This window comes from Metabacillus sp. Hm71 (assembly GCF_051842955.2).
Classification (GTDB): domain Bacteria; phylum Bacillota; class Bacilli; order Bacillales; family Bacillaceae; genus Metabacillus.
The window spans coordinates 1084097-1101518 of the sequence record NZ_CM200278.1 but is presented as its reverse complement, the minus strand read 5'-3'; the positions used below and the strand labels follow the sequence as shown (position 1 = coordinate 1101518).

General features: G+C 38.7%; 19 protein-coding genes. 9 read left to right on the top strand and 10 right to left on the bottom strand.

Translation table 11 applies throughout. The annotated features are described in order from the left end of the window. Positions 1-7 precede the first annotated feature (7 nt). From ACSVDH_RS05580 to ACSVDH_RS05570, 3 genes are all read right to left on the bottom strand, one after another. Positions 8-913 (bottom strand): fumarylacetoacetate hydrolase family protein, encoded by a 906-nt coding sequence (locus ACSVDH_RS05580; protein WP_439248776.1) that lies wholly within the window; start codon positions 911-913, stop codon positions 8-10. Further along, entirely contained in the window at positions 885-1685 is an 801-nt protein-coding gene (locus tag ACSVDH_RS05575) for a TatD family hydrolase (RefSeq protein WP_439248775.1), read from the bottom strand. The genes ACSVDH_RS05580 and ACSVDH_RS05575 overlap by 29 nt, the downstream gene beginning before the upstream one ends. A 275-nt stretch (positions 1686-1960) precedes the next feature. Then, complete coding sequence (locus tag ACSVDH_RS05570) at positions 1961-3325, bottom strand: citrate:proton symporter (RefSeq protein WP_439248774.1); 1365 nt, start codon at positions 3323-3325, stop codon at positions 1961-1963. A 952-nt stretch (positions 3326-4277) separates the two neighbouring features. Between ACSVDH_RS05570 and ttdA the strand changes: the two genes are divergently transcribed. Genes ttdA through ACSVDH_RS05555 form a run of 3 tightly spaced genes read left to right on the top strand, consistent with a single transcriptional unit; the run spans position 4278 to position 6614 of the window. Beyond that, the gene (gene ttdA, locus ACSVDH_RS05565) at positions 4278-5189 is read left to right on the top strand and encodes a L(+)-tartrate dehydratase subunit alpha (RefSeq protein ID WP_439248773.1); all 912 of its coding nucleotides are present in this window, start codon (positions 4278-4280) and stop codon (positions 5187-5189) included. Then, positions 5186-5797, top strand: coding sequence for a L(+)-tartrate dehydratase subunit beta (gene ttdB, locus ACSVDH_RS05560; protein ID WP_439248772.1), 612 nt, complete (start codon positions 5186-5188; stop codon positions 5795-5797). Before ttdA ends, ttdB begins: the two co-directional genes overlap by 4 nt. 19 nt (positions 5798-5816) lie before the next feature. Then, the gene (locus ACSVDH_RS05555) at positions 5817-6614 is read left to right on the top strand and encodes a fumarylacetoacetate hydrolase family protein (protein ID WP_439248771.1); all 798 of its coding nucleotides are present in this window, start codon (positions 5817-5819) and stop codon (positions 6612-6614) included. A 100-nt stretch (positions 6615-6714) separates the two neighbouring features. On the opposite strand, the gene ACSVDH_RS05550 is transcribed toward ACSVDH_RS05555, so the two are convergent. The 4 genes from ACSVDH_RS05550 to ACSVDH_RS05535 all read right to left on the bottom strand — a co-directional run bounded on the left by ACSVDH_RS05550 (position 6715) and on the right by ACSVDH_RS05535 (position 9460). Beyond that, positions 6715-7488, bottom strand: coding sequence for a GntR family transcriptional regulator (locus ACSVDH_RS05550; protein ID WP_439248770.1), 774 nt, complete (start codon positions 7486-7488; stop codon positions 6715-6717). A 340-nt stretch (positions 7489-7828) separates the two neighbouring features. Then, positions 7829-8620: a DUF817 domain-containing protein gene (locus ACSVDH_RS05545; RefSeq protein ID WP_439249139.1), complete on the bottom strand. Its 792-nt coding sequence runs from the start codon at positions 8618-8620 to the stop codon at positions 7829-7831. A gap of 125 nt (positions 8621-8745) precedes the next feature. After that, complete coding sequence (locus ACSVDH_RS05540) at positions 8746-8967, bottom strand: helix-turn-helix domain-containing protein (RefSeq protein WP_439248769.1); 222 nt, start codon at positions 8965-8967, stop codon at positions 8746-8748. Between the two features lie 10 nt (positions 8968-8977). Beyond that, positions 8978-9460 carry a DUF2975 domain-containing protein gene (locus tag ACSVDH_RS05535; RefSeq protein ID WP_439248768.1) on the bottom strand — a complete coding sequence of 161 codons (483 nt, stop codon included), beginning with the start codon at positions 9458-9460 and terminating at the stop codon, positions 8978-8980. Between the two features lie 396 nt (positions 9461-9856). Here ACSVDH_RS05535 and ACSVDH_RS05530 point away from each other — a divergent pair, with 396 nt between their 5' ends. The 6 genes from ACSVDH_RS05530 to ACSVDH_RS05505 all read left to right on the top strand — a co-directional run bounded on the left by ACSVDH_RS05530 (position 9857) and on the right by ACSVDH_RS05505 (position 12006). Beyond that, on the top strand, positions 9857-10078 hold the full coding sequence (locus tag ACSVDH_RS05530; protein WP_299091818.1) for a spore germination protein: 222 nt from the start codon (positions 9857-9859) through the stop codon (positions 10076-10078). A gap of 12 nt (positions 10079-10090) precedes the next feature. Next, positions 10091-10327, top strand: a complete 237-nt coding sequence (locus ACSVDH_RS05525; RefSeq protein ID WP_299091820.1) for a spore germination protein GerPB — start codon at positions 10091-10093, stop codon at positions 10325-10327. 99 nt (positions 10328-10426) lie between these two features. Beyond that, positions 10427-11026, top strand: coding sequence for a spore germination protein GerPC (gene gerPC, locus ACSVDH_RS05520; protein ID WP_439248767.1), 600 nt, complete (start codon positions 10427-10429; stop codon positions 11024-11026). Positions 11027-11046: 20 nt separating this feature from the next. Then, on the top strand, positions 11047-11223 hold the full coding sequence (locus tag ACSVDH_RS05515) for a spore germination protein GerPD (protein ID WP_299091824.1): 177 nt from the start codon (positions 11047-11049) through the stop codon (positions 11221-11223). Continuing rightward, complete coding sequence (locus tag ACSVDH_RS05510; protein ID WP_439248766.1) at positions 11220-11585, top strand: spore germination protein GerPE; 366 nt, start codon at positions 11220-11222, stop codon at positions 11583-11585. The genes ACSVDH_RS05515 and ACSVDH_RS05510 overlap by 4 nt, the downstream gene beginning before the upstream one ends. Positions 11586-11787: 202 nt before the next feature. Beyond that, on the top strand, positions 11788-12006 hold the full coding sequence (locus ACSVDH_RS05505; protein ID WP_299091829.1) for a spore germination protein: 219 nt from the start codon (positions 11788-11790) through the stop codon (positions 12004-12006). A gap of 261 nt (positions 12007-12267) precedes the next feature. Here the strand turns inward: ACSVDH_RS05505 and ACSVDH_RS05500 are convergent, their stop codons facing one another. From ACSVDH_RS05500 to ACSVDH_RS05490, 3 genes are all read right to left on the bottom strand, one after another. Then, a complete protein-coding gene (locus ACSVDH_RS05500) occupies positions 12268-12414 on the bottom strand; it encodes a hypothetical protein (protein WP_439248765.1) in 147 nt (48 codons plus the stop codon). Between the two features lie 393 nt (positions 12415-12807). Further along, positions 12808-16209, bottom strand: coding sequence for an AAA family ATPase (locus tag ACSVDH_RS05495; RefSeq protein ID WP_439248764.1), 3402 nt, complete (start codon positions 16207-16209; stop codon positions 12808-12810). Then, positions 16206-17387, bottom strand: coding sequence for an exonuclease SbcCD subunit D (locus tag ACSVDH_RS05490; protein WP_439248763.1), 1182 nt, complete (start codon positions 17385-17387; stop codon positions 16206-16208). Before ACSVDH_RS05490 ends, ACSVDH_RS05495 begins: the two co-directional genes overlap by 4 nt. Positions 17388-17422 lie beyond the last annotated feature (35 nt).

Here is a 17422-nt window from a genome sequence, read left to right as displayed (position 1 = left end):
TTCATCATTAGGAATTCATTATTCGATTTCTTAATACCCCGATCTTTTCAATCTCAATCTCTACTAGATCGCCAGGCTGTAAAAACTTAGGAGGGTTAAATCCTTTCCCTACCCCGGCAGGTGTTCCTGTTGCAATAATATCACCTGGTTCAAGCGTTGTTCCTTGTGAGATCGTTGAAATAATATGTTCAATCGTAAAAATCATATCCTTTGTATTGCCATCCTGTCTTACTTCATCATTTACTTTTGTTGTAATTGTTAAATCATAAGGGGTTTCGATTGCAGATTTATGAACGATATAAGGACCGATCGGACAAGAGGTATCCAGGCTTTTGCCAAGCAAAAATTGTTTATGCTGCGCTTGCACATTTCTTGCCGTAATATCATTTACGATCGTATAACCAAACACATAATCCATTGCTTCTGCTTCATTAATTTGCTTGCCTTTTTTTCCAATTACAACCGCAAGTTCTCCCTCATAATCAAGCTCTTTCGTTAGATGTAGATGCGGATCTATTTCATCTTCATGGCCAATGACAGAAGTTGGTGCTTTTGAAAACAACATGACATGTTTCGGTACATCTGCCTCACTTCCCATTTCGATTGCATGTTCTCGGTAGTTTTTCCCTACACAAAAAACATTTTTAGCTGGCCTTGGAATTGGGGAAAGCAGTTTTACATCTTCAATTGGGTAAAGATAGCTTTCAGATCCGTCTTTACCTGCAATTTTATCAACAATTTGTTTTACATTTTGAACAAACTTGTCACCTAATGCCACACAATCAACCATGGATTTTGGGAAAGATGTTAATTCAAAAATATCCTTTTCCGCTTTTTTTAAATCAATGATTTTATCACCGTATACTGCTCCAATAAACTGCTCATTATGTATTGACGCTGTTACGAATTTCATATGTCCCCTCCGTATAGAATCGTTTTGTGTTTGTTGTTACTTTTTCTCTTAAGCTGTGAATCGGGATAGTAAGAATATTCGATAAGCACTCACTGATTTCCTTTAATAATAATGGGGATGTTTCTCTGTCTTTAAAAGGGCCATGATACTTCCAAGGTCCATCTGTTTCGATTAAAAGCTGATCCATCGGGATTTGTCTAGCTAATTTCTGATCTCGTTCCCGGTAACAAACTTCTGGTGTAACAGAAACATAATATCCGCTTGAGACAATATCACTTACTACATCCTCCCGGGCCTTTAACCAATGGAAATGTGCGTGTGGAATTTGCTGCCTCTTTAAGCAGGTTAATGCTTTTTTCGCTTCTTCATGCACAGCATGTAAAACAACTGGCAATTTTATCTCTTTCGCCATCTGCAAAAAAACTTCTAGTACAGATATGTATTCTTCTTCTTTATACCGATCATAAAGCTCCTTTTTTTGATAAGTCGGCAGCCCAATTTCCCCAATAGCAGATAAATGCTTCCGTTCCTGTTTTATCAGATCTAGGAGTTCAGCTAATTCCATACTTGCTGGTGGGGGAGCTTCCGGATGATGTCCGATTGCTGCATAGACAAATTCAGGAAAGCGTTGCTTAAGCTTCAATATCTCATAACTTGATTGCAGGTTTGACGCAACTGCTACAACAGCTTCGATTCCATTTTCCTGCCATCTTAAAATGGCCTCATCTAAATTAGAGTGATATTGATCAAGATGTATATGTGCATCAATCATCAACGAACTCCTCCCAAGGATTATTGTTTAAAAAACTATTTTTTATGGTACGGAAATAACTTATTTAGCAAAGAAATGTGTGTACCTCATATGTAACTGTTGGAGATATTTTGCACTTTTATTTTACACGAATAGAAATAAGGATCATACATATTATTCCTGATAATATGTATGATCCTGCCTTAGACTAATCAAAAGAATTGAACTAGTTGTACTCCATGATATCGTTTTTTTCCAATAGAAAAGTACGACTAATTTTTATCAAGGACTTTATTTTAAATCGGCAATGCTCCGGTTAATGTATAAACAGCTAGATAGATAAAGATAATGGGCCAAGCATACATTACATACTTTATTTGAAAGTTGACAAAGTTTGTCTCTGTAGAATCAACCAACATATATAGTGCTGGAATAACTGGTGAAATTAGACGGAATGCCTGTCCTACCATGGAAGCGACAGCCGCTTCGCTAGCAGAAATTCCATATTGCCCCATAACATCCGCCATTACGCCAGCAATCCCAAAGTAGAAAGCATCTTGCGGTAAAAATGTAATGGCAGGTGCTGCAATTAACGCATAGATTGGCGCCATATTTGAGCCTAATGTTTCTGGAATAATAGCTGTAATAGATGTGGCTAAAGCAGTTGACATCCCACTACCTATTAAAATACCAGAGAAAACCCCAGCAGCCAAGGTTGCCAAAGCTGGTGCCAAAGCATCTGCAGCTAAGTCATCAATTCGTTCATTAATAAGACTTGCAGACTTATAGTTTACCGTAAGGGCAATTGCTGCACCTATCCCAAATAAAACACCGCCATGTGCAACATCCATCACAAGCATAACTAAAATAGCAAGCGTTAAAATTAAATTAAAAGCAAATAGTGTTGGTCTCTTTAATTCAGGATCTTTAAGACGAATAGCATTTAACATGCTTTCCATTTGCTCTGGAGAAATATCCTTAGCAGTCTTAGGATCATACTTTAAACGTTTTCTTTCTTTGATTCCGATAACATAAGCCATTAAAATGGCGAATACTTCAGCAACCAGCATTCCTGGCAGTAGATCTGCAAACAATTCGCCAATACTTACACCCATCGCTGTGGCTGCAGCAATTGTTGGGCCTCCCCATGGTAACTGATTAAAAATTCCAATAGGGGTAACAATAATGACTGCTAAATAAATTAACTTAATATGCATTTGTTTATAGAGTTGAAGGAAAGCAGCAACACAAATAATAATCGTTGTAGTCGTATCACCATTCATCGTGACTACTGTCGCAGTTAAAACTGTTGCCATTGTCACTTTCAATGGGTCACCTTTTGCTTTTTTAATAAAGAATTCGCATAAAGGATCAAACAAACCGACATTAAGCATTATACCGAAATACAACACCGCAAATAAAATAACAATTGCAGGTGAAATAACTCCGGTAGAAACCTCTCCTGTTTCTTCATCTACACTAAATAAAATACCTTCTTTAACCCATTCAAAGAGATCCAAAAAAGAAGCATCCGTTACAAAGGTTGCAATTGCTCCAAAAACAAATGGAACAATTGTTAATGCCCCGAATACAGATAATTTATTTTTTGAAAGAAGTACTATAAATACTATGATCATTAATAATGCTAGGAATGTTAACATACAAACCATCTCCCCCTATAATTTATGAAATCAAATTATTTGTCATTTTAAATAGTTAAGTGTCCGGAACATTATCAGAAGGATCAACTTTTAATGAGGTTCACATGGAAGCGTATACAAAGATTTTCATCCCTTATGATAATACGAAAAAGCAAATCGTGTCATCCAGAAGAATAAATTGGTAGGCATCTTGCTGAAATGATCTCTTTTTACCTACACCTCCATTTCTTTATTTTTTCTAATCTTTAAATTATCAACTTAAGAATGATCACAGATAAAACCCAGCTGAAAGCGCATTCAATAATATCACTCCTTTATTTCAAGGTGTGAGAAAATTAAACAATAAAATACCAATTGACTAGATTGTATGTTAATGTATGCATTAATGTCAACACAATTTTTAGACTATTTCCAACACTACCATTATATTATTTATAGAAAAAACAAATAATACATGTGTTTTTATATATTAAAAGGCATCCAATCGTATTTATTCAAAAAATAATTTTCATTAAAATGCATGAAAAGTATTGACTGTAATGTATACATTATTTAATAATTAGTTCATAAGATATTCACATTAACCCTGATTCAAATAAAAGAGATGTGGAGAGTGGTAGGAGCTGTACGTGTTTTGCATCTAGCTGTTCCCCCCTGAAGAAGGAATTTGAAAAGAAAAATGTGGTTACATGTGTTGTCTCATTTAACTCAAGATCATACGGGAAATCCTCTTTTGAAAGCGATTTCCTCATTATGGTTGTGTGTATTACTTAGAAAATAGACGTATATGGGATGCTAGAGGATTAGAGAAATAGGTTTACTCACTTTAGGCAAAAGCAATCGATAAAGTTGGAACCGGGCATAATAGCCGATTCTAATAGGAGCTTTGGGTGGTTACCAATTTTCTTTCATTTCTCAACTAACTAAATTAAAAATAAAAAGGAGAGTTATTATGAGTGTAATGATTGATAAGACGCAGCAAAAAGAAAAGATGACTGATCTAATGTCAAAGTTTATATCTCTTGTCAGCTATAAACTTCCTGATGATGTCGAAAATAAGTTGAAAGAATTAAGTGAAGAGGAAGACAATAAACTAGCAAAAATCATCTATAAAACTATGTTTGATAACCAGAAGCTGGCTTATGAATTAAAGAGACCTTCATGTCAGGATACAGGTGTTCTCCAGTTTTTTGTTAAGTGTGGACAGAACTTCCCTTTGATTGGCCAGTTAGATAATATTCTGAAAAATAGTGTGTATAAGTCAACTCAAGAAACACCTTTGCGACACAATTCTGTAGAAACATTTGATGAATACAATACAGGAAAGAACATCGGTGATGGTTCACCAAGTATCTTCTGGGAGATTGAAGAAGACAGTGACAAAGTAGAAATCTATACGTATATGGCAGGGGGCGGATGTACCCTTCCTGGAGTGGCTACGGTTCTTATGCCAGGTGAGGGCTATGAAGGTGTGGTAAAGTTTGTGCTTGATCGGATGACAAGTTATGGAATTAACGCCTGTCCTCCACTTCTAGTTGGTGTCGGTGTCGGCACTTCGGTTGAAACAGCAGCTATGAACTCTAAAAAAGCTCTTATGAGACCTGTTGGAAGTCGGAATGAAAATGAAAATGCGGCTAAGATGGAAAAGCTTCTTGAAGATGGAATTAACGCCATTGGCCTTGGACCTCAGGGACTTAAAGGATCTAAATCTGTCATGGGTGTAAATGTTGTGAATACAGCAAGACATCCGTCTACGATTGGAGTTGCAGTCAATACAGGTTGCTGGTCCCATAGACGAGGAAAGATCACTATTGATCGTAATTTAAACTATGTAATTGATACTCACAAGGGGGTAACATTATGAGCAAGAAGGTATTAACAACACCGATAAAAGATGAAGACCTGAAGGATATACGAGTTGGGGATATCATTTACCTAACTGGTACACTGGTTACTTGCAGGGATGTTGCCCACAGAAGACTCATTGAAGAAAAAATCCCTTTACCTGTTGACCTTAAGGGGAAAGCGATTTTCCATGCTGGTCCCATTGTTAAAGACCTTGGAAATGAAAAGTACGAGATCGTTTCTGTTGGTCCAACAACGAGTATGAGAATGGAAAAATTCGAAAAGGAGTTTATTAAAGAAACAGGTGTTAAACTCATTGTTGGAAAAGGTGGAATGGGGAAGAACACTGAGGAAGGATGCAAGACTCACAAAGCGTTGCATCTTGTTTTTCCAGCCGGAAATGCTGTTTATGCAGCAACAAAGGTTGAACAAATCAGAGAAGTGCACTGGAAAGACCTTGGAATGCCTGAATCTCTTTGGGTATGTGAAGTAAATGAGTTTGGTCCTCTTATTGTTTCAATTGATGCAGAAGGAAATAACATATTTGAAGAAAATAAGGTGGAGTTTAATAAAAAGAAGGAAGAACAATATGCGTTAATCAGCGAACAGGTAAGATTTATCAAGTAAGTTACGGAGATGGTGTGGTATGCAGGTACTGCAAAAAATAAAAACGATCGTTCGCTATCAGCGACATAACGGCAAAATATATTACGGAATTGTTGAAGATGACGAAATTTTACAATTATCTAGTAGTTTTTCAGAAATTGCAAATGATGAACTGAAATATGATGGTTCAAGAGTGAAATATAGTGATGTGAAGATTTTGGAGCCAGTAGTACCATCAAAAATTGTTAATTTTGGCTGGACATACGCTGAACACGCAAAAGAAACTGGGGGAAAGGCAAATCCGCAAGAACCGTTTTTGTTTTTAAAACCGACTTCTTCCATGATTCCAGATCAGGGGGAAATCGTTCTTCCCTCAAGTGATTTAACCGATCAGGTGGAAATGGAGGGGGAAGTAGCACTCGTTATTGGAAAACGCTGCAAAAATATTAAAGAAGATGAAGCATTGGAGTATGTTTTTGGCTGTACGATATTTAATGATGTGACTGCAAGAGATCTTACGAAAACTGATCCACAGTTTACGCGCGGGAAAGGCTTTGATACTTTTGGTCCGTTGGGTCCGTATATTGTGAAAGGAATAGATCCAACAAATTTACAAATCGTTACAACCTTAAACGGGAAAGTCGTCCAAGAGGGGAATACGAATCAGATGTCCCTTTCAATTCCTTTCCTTATCAGTTGGATTTCACAGGTTATGACATTGGAGCCTGGAGATGTTTTGGCTACTGGCTCACCTTCAGGGAGTTGTCCAATGAAGTCTGGAGATATTGTAGTTGTTGAAGTTGAGCAGATCGGCAAGCTTTGTAACTATGTAAAATAATACAAAAAGGCTGTAGTTGATTTCTGTGAAATCTCTACAGTCTTTTTTTACACTTTAAGTATAAATCTAGATTCTTACACCGCGGAAAAGTCTCCTTCCATTACCGTTTCTCTTCCGGGAATGGATGCATAGATCGAAGAGCCTCCAGAATTTCATTACGTGCTCTATAGCGATGAGATTGTAACATAGTTCGTACAGCTTCAGGATCCCCTGCCCGCATGACTGCTAGAATTGCCTTATGTTCAATCACTGAACGTGTTGGCTTTGGTCGATGTTCTATTGTGTATAAGCGTGCTCGATGGAGTTGGTCAGACTGACTGTCCACAACACCTCTAAGGCGTGGATTTTGCGCTAAATCAACAATGTAATTATGAAATTGATCATCTAGGTCTGTCCATGCAAGTAGATCGCTTTGTTCTAATGCCTTTTCTTGTTCTTCAATCATACGTTCAAGTTGGTTTAACTCTTCGTCGGTAGCACGACCGGTAGCAAGTTTACCTGCAACACCATCAAGCGCTTCCACCACCTCATAAATTTGTTGAAGATCATCCGCTACTAATGGTGCAACAATAAAACCTCGACGTGGTATAAGCCGTACCCATCCTTCCGTTTCTAACCGCACTAGAGACTCACGCACAGGTGTCCTGCTCATGCCGAGGATTTCCGCTATTTCCCTCTCTAGCACAGTCTGTCCAGGTGGTAATTGAAGGTTGCGAATAGAATGCCGAATGGCCAGATAAGCGCGTTGCGGCAATCGTGTCTCTCCATTCACATCTAAAGTAGACAAAAAGGAACGAACTACCAGCGCAAGATCTGACTGATCTAGTCGTTTAAAATTAGATTCAGTTGTTTGAGGTGTTTTTTGATTATTCATTATCACTCATCCCGATAGGTCTCAAATTTTATGTAACAATATAAGCAAATACTGTTGATTAAAAAATTATATTATAACTTTGCAAGAAAATCATAACAGAAAAATAAACACTCCCTCAATTGATAAAATAGAAAAACAGAAAATTTAGGTAAAGGTCATAATTGATGATGAAAGAATAAGAAAAGCGCAAGCGCCTTGATCAGCCTTGGGCAAATAAGACGCTCATGAATAGAAGGCGTTCTTTGCCTTCAATTCATGAGTTGCTAGACCCTAGAGGGGGGCTACTAGGCGCTGGAGCTGGATATCAAAGCGCTTAGCTACAAAAGAAGGTTCATGACCGTTATAAAACTTGACTAGTATCTATCCTGGTGGAATTTTTCCCCTTAACCTGCTTTAACGTCGCTACGATAAGAAAGCTAACAATTACTAATAAGAGCCATGAGCTCACCTTCCCAAGATGAACAAGACTCCATGCCTCTGTTTGGTTTGGGTATTCCCAAGCTCCAAAGTACGTTGCTATATTTTCTGCTATCCATATAAAAAATCCTATGAGCACAAAAGAAAGTGCGAGTGGCATACGGTAACGAGTTCCATTAACCTCGTATATGACCCATGATTTCCAAAAAACAATGATGACAAGACCGGATAACCAAAAGCGGACGTCAATCCAATAATGGTGTGTGAAAAAATTCAAATAAATCGCAGCTGCAAGAGGTACAACGACCAAAAACGGCGGCCACTTAACAAGTTCAACTTTAAGCCTCCTCCACGCCTGGCAAAGATAACTCGCTACACTTGCATACATGAATCCGCTGTACAAAGGTACACCAAAAATTTTAAAATATCCTTCCTCTGGATATGACCAGGAGCCCATATGTACCTTGAAAAGTTCAAGAGCAAGACCAATAAGGTGGAACAATGTGATAACCTTTAGTTCATCCCGTGTTTCAAGCCCGGAACGCACCATCCACCACTGCATCAGAAGGCAGATGAGGAGCAGCCAGTCATACCGTGGCAGAAAGGGAAGCGGGATGATTTGTGTAAAAGCCAAAGAAGCGAAAATAACGACAGGAAACAAACATGATAGGGCCTGCTCCCACCCAAAACGAACGAGCTGCTTTAGTGCTCCCATAATGCGTAACATTAAAGTTTTTTTCTGAGCACCTTGGATGGTTAAATTCATGAATAACTCCCCTTTTGAATTCGATTCATTAAAAAATTCCCTTTTTCCTTTCCCTGTTGGTTATTACCACTTTATTATTCTTGGGTATCTTCATCACTTCGGTATTCCAAAATATCTCCGGGTTGACAGTCTAAAGCCTTACAAATTGCTTCTAAAGTTGACAGTCGAATCGCCTTTGCCTTTCCATTTTTCAATATAGAAAGATTAGCCATCGTTATTCCAACTCTCTCCGAAAGCTCTGTAACGCTCATTTTCCTTTTAGCCAGCATCACATCAATATTAATAATAATTGCCATGTTCATCACCTCAGACTGTTAAGTCATTTTCTGATTTTATATCAATCGCTTCTTGTAAAAGTCTCTGAAGAACTGCAGCGAAGACTGCGATCACCATTGAAGCAAAAGGAACAACCAAACCAACAAAGATGACACCTGGGGCATCGTCTATTTCCGCAAAGAGATAAAAGAGCGGCAAGACTAGAACATGCAAACAACTGATTGTCATTGCACAGTATTTGATTTTCTTTAAAGCAGTTACAGAAATTTGCGAAAAAGCTTCATTTTTATCAATATAGCGTAAAAGTTTGAAAGCCTGATACAAAGCAAAGTAAAAAGGGATCGCCGATGCATAAAAAACGATGAAAACGAGATATTTTATAAAAGCAAACTCTGGAAGCAATTTTGCTGCAACACTCCCTAACTCAGGTACCAAAAAGATGCACAATGCAAGAACTGGTAATCCCAAAAGAATAACAGCTATCTTTAAAAAGAGCGTTGATACTAATTTCATAAAAAGCACCTCACTTATTTATTGTCAATTTGAATTTAGCATATCATTTATCGTTTTTCAATAAATTTTTATTAATTTTTATGATGTTTTTATTGCTTTGCACTAATAAAAAAGCATTTCCCATTCACCATTCAAGTAATAAGAAATGCTTTAAAAAACTTAATATTATTCAATTTTTTAATAGTTCATACAGATGATTAAATTGGATTATTCACTCCAAGGTAATATTCGTGAATTTTAATTGAAGAATAACCCTATAATATAAATCCCATACACCGTTTTTTTCCGCATTTGTCACACCATTTCCCTTCCCCATCATAAGGTATAATATGGCGCCTAAAAAATACATGAAGCATTTTTGTGCCATTATTTAATAAATAAAAAAGGATGTTCGATATGCCAGCTATTGTAGGAGCCTTTAAGGTAAATAGTGTCGGAACGAGCGGTATTGTTCATATTGGCGATGTGATTACCATTTCCCCATATAGTGAGGTAAAAACCTTTGCTGGTGCTGGCTCCTTTAATACCGGGGATGGTCTTAACATTTATAATCAAAACTCTGTTACGAATACGTATGACAATGATGTAATCGATCAACCGAGTGCAGGAAATCTATAGGGAGTGTTGACGTTGAATTTTTATATCAATCAAACCATTTGTATTAATTATTTGCGGGTGGATGCTGTGAATAATTCCTCCGTTTTGCAAATTGGCAGCGCCGGAATCATCAAACCACTTTCAAACCTCTATAATACAGGCGGTTTTACTTCACCAGCACCGCTTATTGAAACAGAAACACCTACTGGAGTTGTATCAGAAACCTCTGCAGAAACATCACTAGTTCCATTAACATCACCAGCATCATAGTAAAAAATTGTGATAAATGGGCATTCACCCATCTTTGCCTTATTGCATATATAGTAATTATCCTTAATTTGTGCGATGAAGAAAAGGTGGGTGATGATCTTGCATAATAACGACCTATTCAAATACATCTGGCAGCTTCACCAATATATTCAGCATCAGGATCAAAGAATTCTCCAATTAAATCATATGATTCGTGAGCTTAAAAAGGATGTTGAAAAAATAAAGAGTCAGCCTGTTACCAACGTTGAAAAAATTGAGTATAAGTTTGATCAATTAAAGGTTGAACAGCTTGATGGTACATTAAATATTGGATTAAATCCAATGACTCCAGATCAAATCGATAATTTTGATGTTCAACAAAAAGGAATGAACATAAACGGAGTACAACAACAACTGCGCGAACAGCTTTTCCGACAATGCAATGAGGAAATAAATCAATTTTTAAATACAGATTGTGTCGGCTTTATTGAACAAGCGGGGCAGCAATTTGACCTGCGTCTAGATGAACCGCACCGCAGGCATATCATTGAGGACATCCGAAAACAGATCGAAAGCCGAATCAACTATTATATAAATAGCCAGCCATTAACAGAGCAGGATTCTCTTTTAGATAAAAAACAAGAAATCCTTTTGCAGGTCAAAAAGGATGTTGAGAACTCAATTATGCACTTTTTACAGCATTTACCTAAAGATTCTTAAATAAAAGGTGTGGGACACAAATGAATTTTACTGTGGTAAATCACGATTTACAGGTAGGTTCCATTCGTATAATTGGTGTATCAAGTTCATCTGTTTTTTTAATTGGGGATACAAATACCATTTCCCTTTCTTCCGTATTTGACACACCGCCTGAATCACTTATCATTGGCCCGTTTGTGCCGCTGGCTCCAGAATGATTAGTCGATTCTCAAATGTAAATAGAGCCTATGTTAATACAGTTGGAATTAGCTCGGTTTTTAATATCGGCGATTCCATGCAAATTACACCATCGATAAAAGTATTGGCTATTCAACGGGAACAAGAGATTTATTATGATGAAGAAGGAAAGTTTTCGCAGTTTCCCATTTTTGAAGAAGAGATTCCTCAGCCTGTTTTTTATGAACAGTTGACAACAAATTTTTTTAATAAAAATCCTAAAATAAACGTAGATTCTATATCGGTAACTTCCATTTCAAGTTCAGCTATATTGCAGATTGGGTCAACGAAAGATATTGTATGTGAGTCACGTACGAAGCATATCCGGCAATCGAAAAACTAGACGATTCTCATCTCCGCTAATGAACACTCCGCAAACCGATGCATAGACTAAAGTGAGACTTCCATCAGAGGGGGATTTCTCGAAGTACAGGAGCTACGAGTGCCGGTTTCTTTATAGGACGCGGCGAAGTTAATCGGCCATCCTTGCTGATGGTTAGTGAAACGTATCAATTACCATCTAAAACAAAAAGGATGTTTTTCATATGCCAGCGATTGTAGGACCCATTAAGATTAATAGTGTAGATGGCGGAGTCATAAATTTTGGGGATTCCTTCTACCTCTCTCCTAAAAGCCAATCAAAATCAGCGTCTGGCTCTGGTGGAGGAAGCACAGGAGATTTCCATATCATCAATAACGGAATTAGTATAACAAATATGGTAGACCCTGATGTAACAGATCAGAATATGATTGCAAATAATTAAGGAAAAAGGGGATTGGACGATTCTGTGTCCGCTCCCCTTTTTTAAAGTTTAAAGTATAACTTTTTGTACTTCGTTTTTGTGTCTAGCTCCAGCACCTAGCCCCGAAGCACAGGACGTGCAAGTGCAGTCAGTGCGACAGGACGTCGCGTTTTTGACTGCCTCTAGGCTAGGGTCTAGCCAATTTGAAATTGAAGGCAAAGAACGCCTTCTATTCCAAATCGTCTTATTTGCCCGAGGCTGTTCAAGGCCCTTGCGCTTTTTTTATTCACTTTGCTTTAAATGATAATAGTCGCAATTAGCACACCGAATCGAACCCGTTACATAAATAATGACATATGGTCTTTCTTTATTACATTGAGGACAAAATCTCAAATTGGTATGTACGATTTTTTCAGTCGTATCATTCATATAAAAACCACCCTTACGTTTAGAAATCATATAAACAAATAAACTAAAAAATGAACTCTCAAAACATATCATCTCGAAATAACGCAATAACAGATTATCCTTTGTATCAGCCCCACCTATGCCAAATACTATGACGGCCACTCGCGCCATCCAACCCAGTATTATTATATATGAAAACGTTTACATTTGTAAATATTAATCTACCAAAAGATTTGAATCATTTTTTATTATTTAACTTTAAGAAAGCTTTACTAGCAGCTATTGAGCAACCTTTGTAAACTTACTATTTACCAAAAATCATGAAGCATAAATTGGGGCAGCTAAGCCGGTAACATCCATAACGAAAAACCTCTTGGATCTCAAGAGGTTTTCGTTATGCATGATGGAGATAAACTACAATGACTCAATATAAACAGAAGATCCTTTTCCGGAAGGCTCTGCCGGTTCAACAATTAGCTTTCTTGGCAATCTTGCCCTAAGCTCTGAAACATGGCTGATAACGCCTACCGATAAATTTTGGGACTGGAGCTTTTCTAGAGCTGTTACGACTGTATCGAGCAGCTCTCCATCCAATGTCCCGAATCCTTCATCAAGGAAGAAAAATTGAAGCGGGTATTCCCCTCTTAGCTGTATTTGTGATGATAAGGATAATGCCAAGGCAAGTGAAGTTAAGAAGGTTTCTCCACCTGATAGCGTCGATACAGGCCGTCTTACCCCTCCGTTCGCATCATCCCTCATGATAAATCCTCCTTGTGAGTCAACCTCGATGGCATATCTGCCGCGGGTTAACAGACGAAGTCGTTCAGAGGCATCTCGACTGACTTGTTCAAGCTGTTCTTCTGCAACATATTCAACAAAACTATTGCCCTTGAAAACAGATTGGAGTTTTTCCAGCTTTTGCAGGAGATCATCCAATTCTTTTTGCTCGTTTTCAATCTCCATGAAGCGATCATGCTTATCTAACAGCACTTGAAGGGCTTTCGTCTCCGCTCCTTTGCTGGCAACAGCTTCATCAACCTGTTCCTTCACCTCAGCTTTTATTTGCTGAATTTGTTCCCACTCTTCTAATGACAGCTGTTTTCCAGCAAGCTTCTCCTCAATCCGCTGCAGTTCTGTATGAAGCTGCTTAACCTTATCAGAAAAACGCTCAATTTTTTCCTTCATTTGCTGTCTTTTCTCTATTTCTAGGAGAGATGCGAGTGTTTCCTCTATCGTCTTAAAGCTTGTACCTTCACAGACAGACTCCCATTTCTTTTTAGCACCTGCTAGCTTGTTTATCGTTTGCTCAAGCGATTTTTCATATGCTGCCAGTTGGCTTTGCAGCTGGTGATGCAGATTTGAATGGTGCTGCCTTGATTGATATAAGTCATTCTCCTTTGAAATTAATTGCTTGATTTGTTCATCTGTCTCCTTTAATTGAAGGGTTATGCTTTCCCCTGTCCCTGCTTCTTTAAGCTTTTCCTGCTTTTCAGAAATTAACTGGTCACGATGCTTTAGTTGTGAATGTAATTCAATTTCCTGTTCTGTTAACTGCTGATTCAGTCTTTGCTGTTGTTTAACGATTTCTTCCTGTTCTTGAATGAATGCAACACTTTTTTCGATTCGAGTATTTAATTGCTCATAGGCTTTATCTTTTTCAGTGATTTCTTGTTGAAGCTGCTCCACCTGGTCAAACGGAATGGCTGTGAAATGATTTGTATAGGCAGCTTGCTCATGATCAAAATTCCGCTTATACTCATTCAGTTTTTCTTTCCACTCATTTGCATCTTGTTCAGCAGAATAAATAAAATCGTTACGTCTTACCTCCTCCTGCTGCAGCTCACGAATCTTTTTCATCACGTGGTCAATTGCCGCTTTTACTTGAAGATAATCCTGATTGATTGCTTTATATTCATCATGAAAAAGCTTATAGCTCGACTCAAGAGAAAGCTCTTTTTCATTCATGATGAGTGGATTTACCTGTATATTGTTTAGTTGTTTCAGATCATAAAGAAAAGAAAAATCTGCTGTTACTTGTTGTGAGATACCTTCAAGCTTAATTTTGATTGAATGGCTTTCTTGGCTTAAGCTTTGAAGCTGCTCAAGCTGACTTTTTATCCATTCCGATTGTTTTTCTCCTTCTCGTGTCTCCTCTTCTTCGTCATGAACAGGATTTGGGTGATGGGATGAACCGCAAACAGGACATGGCTCCCCGTCATGGAGCTGCTTAACTAGCTCAAGAGCAAGCTTATGGCTCTTTTTCTCCTCTTCTTTAGCAAGGATAAGATCCAACTGATTTTTTATGAAATCAATGTATCTTTCATGCTCCCTTCCCCGTTCAGATACGAGATAATAAAGCTGATTTAAAGAGATAAATTGCTCTTTCAGCTGTTTTTTATGTGTTGACAGCCTCTCTTTAACTTGTAAGATCTTTTGTTTTTCTACATTAATTGCGGCTGTTTTTTTGTCAACAAGCTCTTGTGTCTCAGCTACCATTTGTTGGCATTGCATAATCTTTCGCTTTACGTCTAATGCACCGCGGATTTCCTCGCGTGCTTTTGAAGTAACAGTGTTTGACTTTTGTTGTTCGATTAGTTCTTTTTGCTTTGCAACAGCTTTTTCAACCAACTGCTCCGCCTTTGTAAGGAGAGCTCGGCTTTTTTCGCGGTGCCCCTCAAGCTCCAGCTTTTTATTTGCTAATTCTGATCGCAGCTTTTGATCTTGTATGAGTTCATTTTCGACCTTTTGCAATTGAAGAAGCTTTTCACGTTTAGCCACTAATACCGGTTCTTGTTCTGCCTTGTTCTTGCGAATTTCGTCATAAGAACGGCTTATTTCCTCATACTGCTTCTTCACCTTGTGATATTCATTTTTCGTTGCTGCAAGATGAATCTCTGCTTCCTGTTTTTCTTGCTTAAGTGCTTGAACGCTCTCGGCATATGGCCGCAAAGCCTCTGCCTCTTCAGCCCTTTTCAGCTGCTCCTGCAAATCTTTTATGACAGCCTCTTCAGCTTCTATCTTTACTTTTTCCTTTTCGATACCGGCCTTTTCTTGCTGCAGCAGCCATATTATTTGCTTTTCTTCAAAGTCTTTTGTGACACTCTCTAGCTCTTTATTTCTTTTTTCCAGCAGGATTTCTGCTTCCTTAAGACGGTTTTCTGCCTCTTTTATAGCTTCTAATGACGCGTCTCCTAAGCCTGTTTTCTCTGCTTCAAGCTCATTGCGCTTATTTTTGGTTGAGAATAAGCGGTACTTTAATTTTTTCAATAACTGATCACCATATTGTTCAAGGTGAAATAAGCGCTGAAGCATTTGTCTTCTTTCTGCCCCCTTTAAGGACAGAAATTCTGCAAACTTGCCTTGTGGAAGCACGACTGCGCGAGTGAAATCGTCAATCGTTAAACCAAGTAATCCATATACCTTTTCATTTACATCCACCGCTTTATCGGCAAGTACGATTGTCTCATCACCGACTTCGATCAAGCGGCAAATCGAGGTTTTTACCCTTATCTCATCCGTACGTTTAAACACACGCTCGACGGTATATTGTTTTTTTCCAGAGGCATTCTCCAGCTCAAAGGTAAAGGACACTGTAAGCTGATCTTCAGCATGATTTAAAATCCCATAGGTATTATTCATGGCACGTTCGACTTTTCCATAAAGAGCAAGTGTCATCGCATCCAAGATCGAGGACTTTCCGCTTCCAGTCGGCCCGAAGATTCCAAAGATACCGCTATCGCATAATGACCTAAAATCAACTGTCTGTTTTTCTCTGAAGCTATGCAAACCAGCAACAGCTAACTGTATCGGCTTCATTCTTCATCACCACCCTCAAGATCATCATCCTGCTGCACAAGCTCTAAGAAAAGCTTCACCAGCTCATCCTCCGGCTTTGCCCCGCCGGTTTGTTTTTCATAAAACTGTGTAAATAATTGGTCGATTGGCAAATTAGCTTGGCGTGCTGCAGCCACCTCACGCTCCTGTTGAAATACCGGACGAATATGAATAAATCCTGGATGCCATTTACGCAGATTATGGATTTCTTCAATTGACAATGTACTTGTCAAATGGATTTCTAAATCAATCCATGCAGATGCATCGCGGCCTTCATCTAACCAGCTGTGCACCTGGCTGATCCCTTCAGTTGCTTTCCATCTCACAAGCGGCTTTCCAGAAGAAAGAGGGATTTCCTTCATCATAACAGGCTGATTTGGCTCAGCGTCTACAATGGTTACAGATTTTGCATAACCGATTTCTGAGAAGCTGTAGGCAAGCGGTGACCCGGAATACCTTGTTAATGTGCTGGCACGCTTGATGTTTTGCGGACGGTGCAAGTGACCAAGCGCCACATATTGAGCTGCTTCAGGCATGCTGGTTGCTGCTACGGTATACGCACCCCCAACCTCAATCGGACGTTCAGAATCAGATGAGCTTCCCCCTGCAACATGAATATGGCTCATAGCCAGATTTACCGTATCGTCTCGGAATTGCTTGCTCATCCATGCAAAGAAATCTCGAATTCTTTCATCATATTTATTTCTTAAGAGAATTTCATCGTGAGCTTCTGACAGCACTTGCTCAAGTCTTGCTTCTGATGGATAGGCCAATGCGGCAACCATCATCTGCTGCTGCGCTTTTGGAACATCTACTAAAAGAACCTCATGCTTAGGATAACCTATTAAATGAATTGAATGGTTCCCAGCTAAAGGAGATGCTGCAGAAAGACGATCAGGATTATCATGGTTTCCGGCAATGACAATAATCGGCCGTTTCCCATCATCCGACAGCCGGGAAAGTCCATCATAAAACAGCTGCTCTGCTGCTGCCGGCGGATTCACTGTATCAAAAGCATCACCAGCCATTAAGATCGCATCGACTTTCTCTTCCTTGACAATTCGAACAAGCTCGTCAATAAATTGCGCTTGCTCTGCCAAACGGCTTCGACCTTCGAGCGCTCTCCCCAGATGCCAGTCTGCCGTATGCAATATTCGCATTCGTTCTACACCCTTTCAAATGAACATGAGCTAAG

Excerpts from the sequence above, each read along its gene's own strand:
- ACSVDH_RS05530 (WP_299091818.1), top strand. The coding sequence starts at position 9,857 with ATGCCAGCTATTGTAGGAGCCTTTAAGGTAAATAGTGTCGGAACGAGC.
- ACSVDH_RS05555 (WP_439248771.1), top strand. The coding sequence starts at position 5,817 with ATGCAGGTACTGCAAAAAATAAAAACGATCGTTCGCTATCAGCGACAT.
- ttdB (WP_439248772.1), top strand. The coding sequence starts at position 5,186 with ATGAGCAAGAAGGTATTAACAACACCGATAAAAGATGAAGACCTGAAG.
- ACSVDH_RS05575 (WP_439248775.1), bottom strand. The coding sequence starts at position 1,685 with ATGATTGATGCACATATACATCTTGATCAATATCACTCTAATTTAGAT.
- ACSVDH_RS05505 (WP_299091829.1), top strand. The coding sequence starts at position 11,788 with ATGCCAGCGATTGTAGGACCCATTAAGATTAATAGTGTAGATGGCGGA.
- ACSVDH_RS05515 (WP_299091824.1), top strand. The coding sequence starts at position 11,047 with ATGAATTTTACTGTGGTAAATCACGATTTACAGGTAGGTTCCATTCGT.
- ACSVDH_RS05510 (WP_439248766.1), top strand. The coding sequence starts at position 11,220 with ATGATTAGTCGATTCTCAAATGTAAATAGAGCCTATGTTAATACAGTT.
- ACSVDH_RS05545 (WP_439249139.1), bottom strand. The coding sequence starts at position 8,620 with ATGGGAGCACTAAAGCAGCTCGTTCGTTTTGGGTGGGAGCAGGCCCTA.
- ACSVDH_RS05535 (WP_439248768.1), bottom strand. The coding sequence starts at position 9,460 with ATGAAATTAGTATCAACGCTCTTTTTAAAGATAGCTGTTATTCTTTTG.
- ACSVDH_RS05540 (WP_439248769.1), bottom strand. The coding sequence starts at position 8,967 with ATGGCAATTATTATTAATATTGATGTGATGCTGGCTAAAAGGAAAATG.
- ACSVDH_RS05500 (WP_439248765.1), bottom strand. The coding sequence starts at position 12,414 with ATGAATGATACGACTGAAAAAATCGTACATACCAATTTGAGATTTTGT.
- ACSVDH_RS05580 (WP_439248776.1), bottom strand. The coding sequence starts at position 913 with ATGAAATTCGTAACAGCGTCAATACATAATGAGCAGTTTATTGGAGCA.
- ttdA (WP_439248773.1), top strand. The coding sequence starts at position 4,278 with ATGAGTGTAATGATTGATAAGACGCAGCAAAAAGAAAAGATGACTGAT.
- ACSVDH_RS05550 (WP_439248770.1), bottom strand. The coding sequence starts at position 7,488 with ATGAATAATCAAAAAACACCTCAAACAACTGAATCTAATTTTAAACGA.
- ACSVDH_RS05570 (WP_439248774.1), bottom strand. The coding sequence starts at position 3,325 with ATGTTAACATTCCTAGCATTATTAATGATCATAGTATTTATAGTACTT.
- ACSVDH_RS05495 (WP_439248764.1), bottom strand. The coding sequence starts at position 16,209 with ATGAAGCCGATACAGTTAGCTGTTGCTGGTTTGCATAGCTTCAGAGAA.
- ACSVDH_RS05490 (WP_439248763.1), bottom strand. The coding sequence starts at position 17,387 with ATGCGAATATTGCATACGGCAGACTGGCATCTGGGGAGAGCGCTCGAA.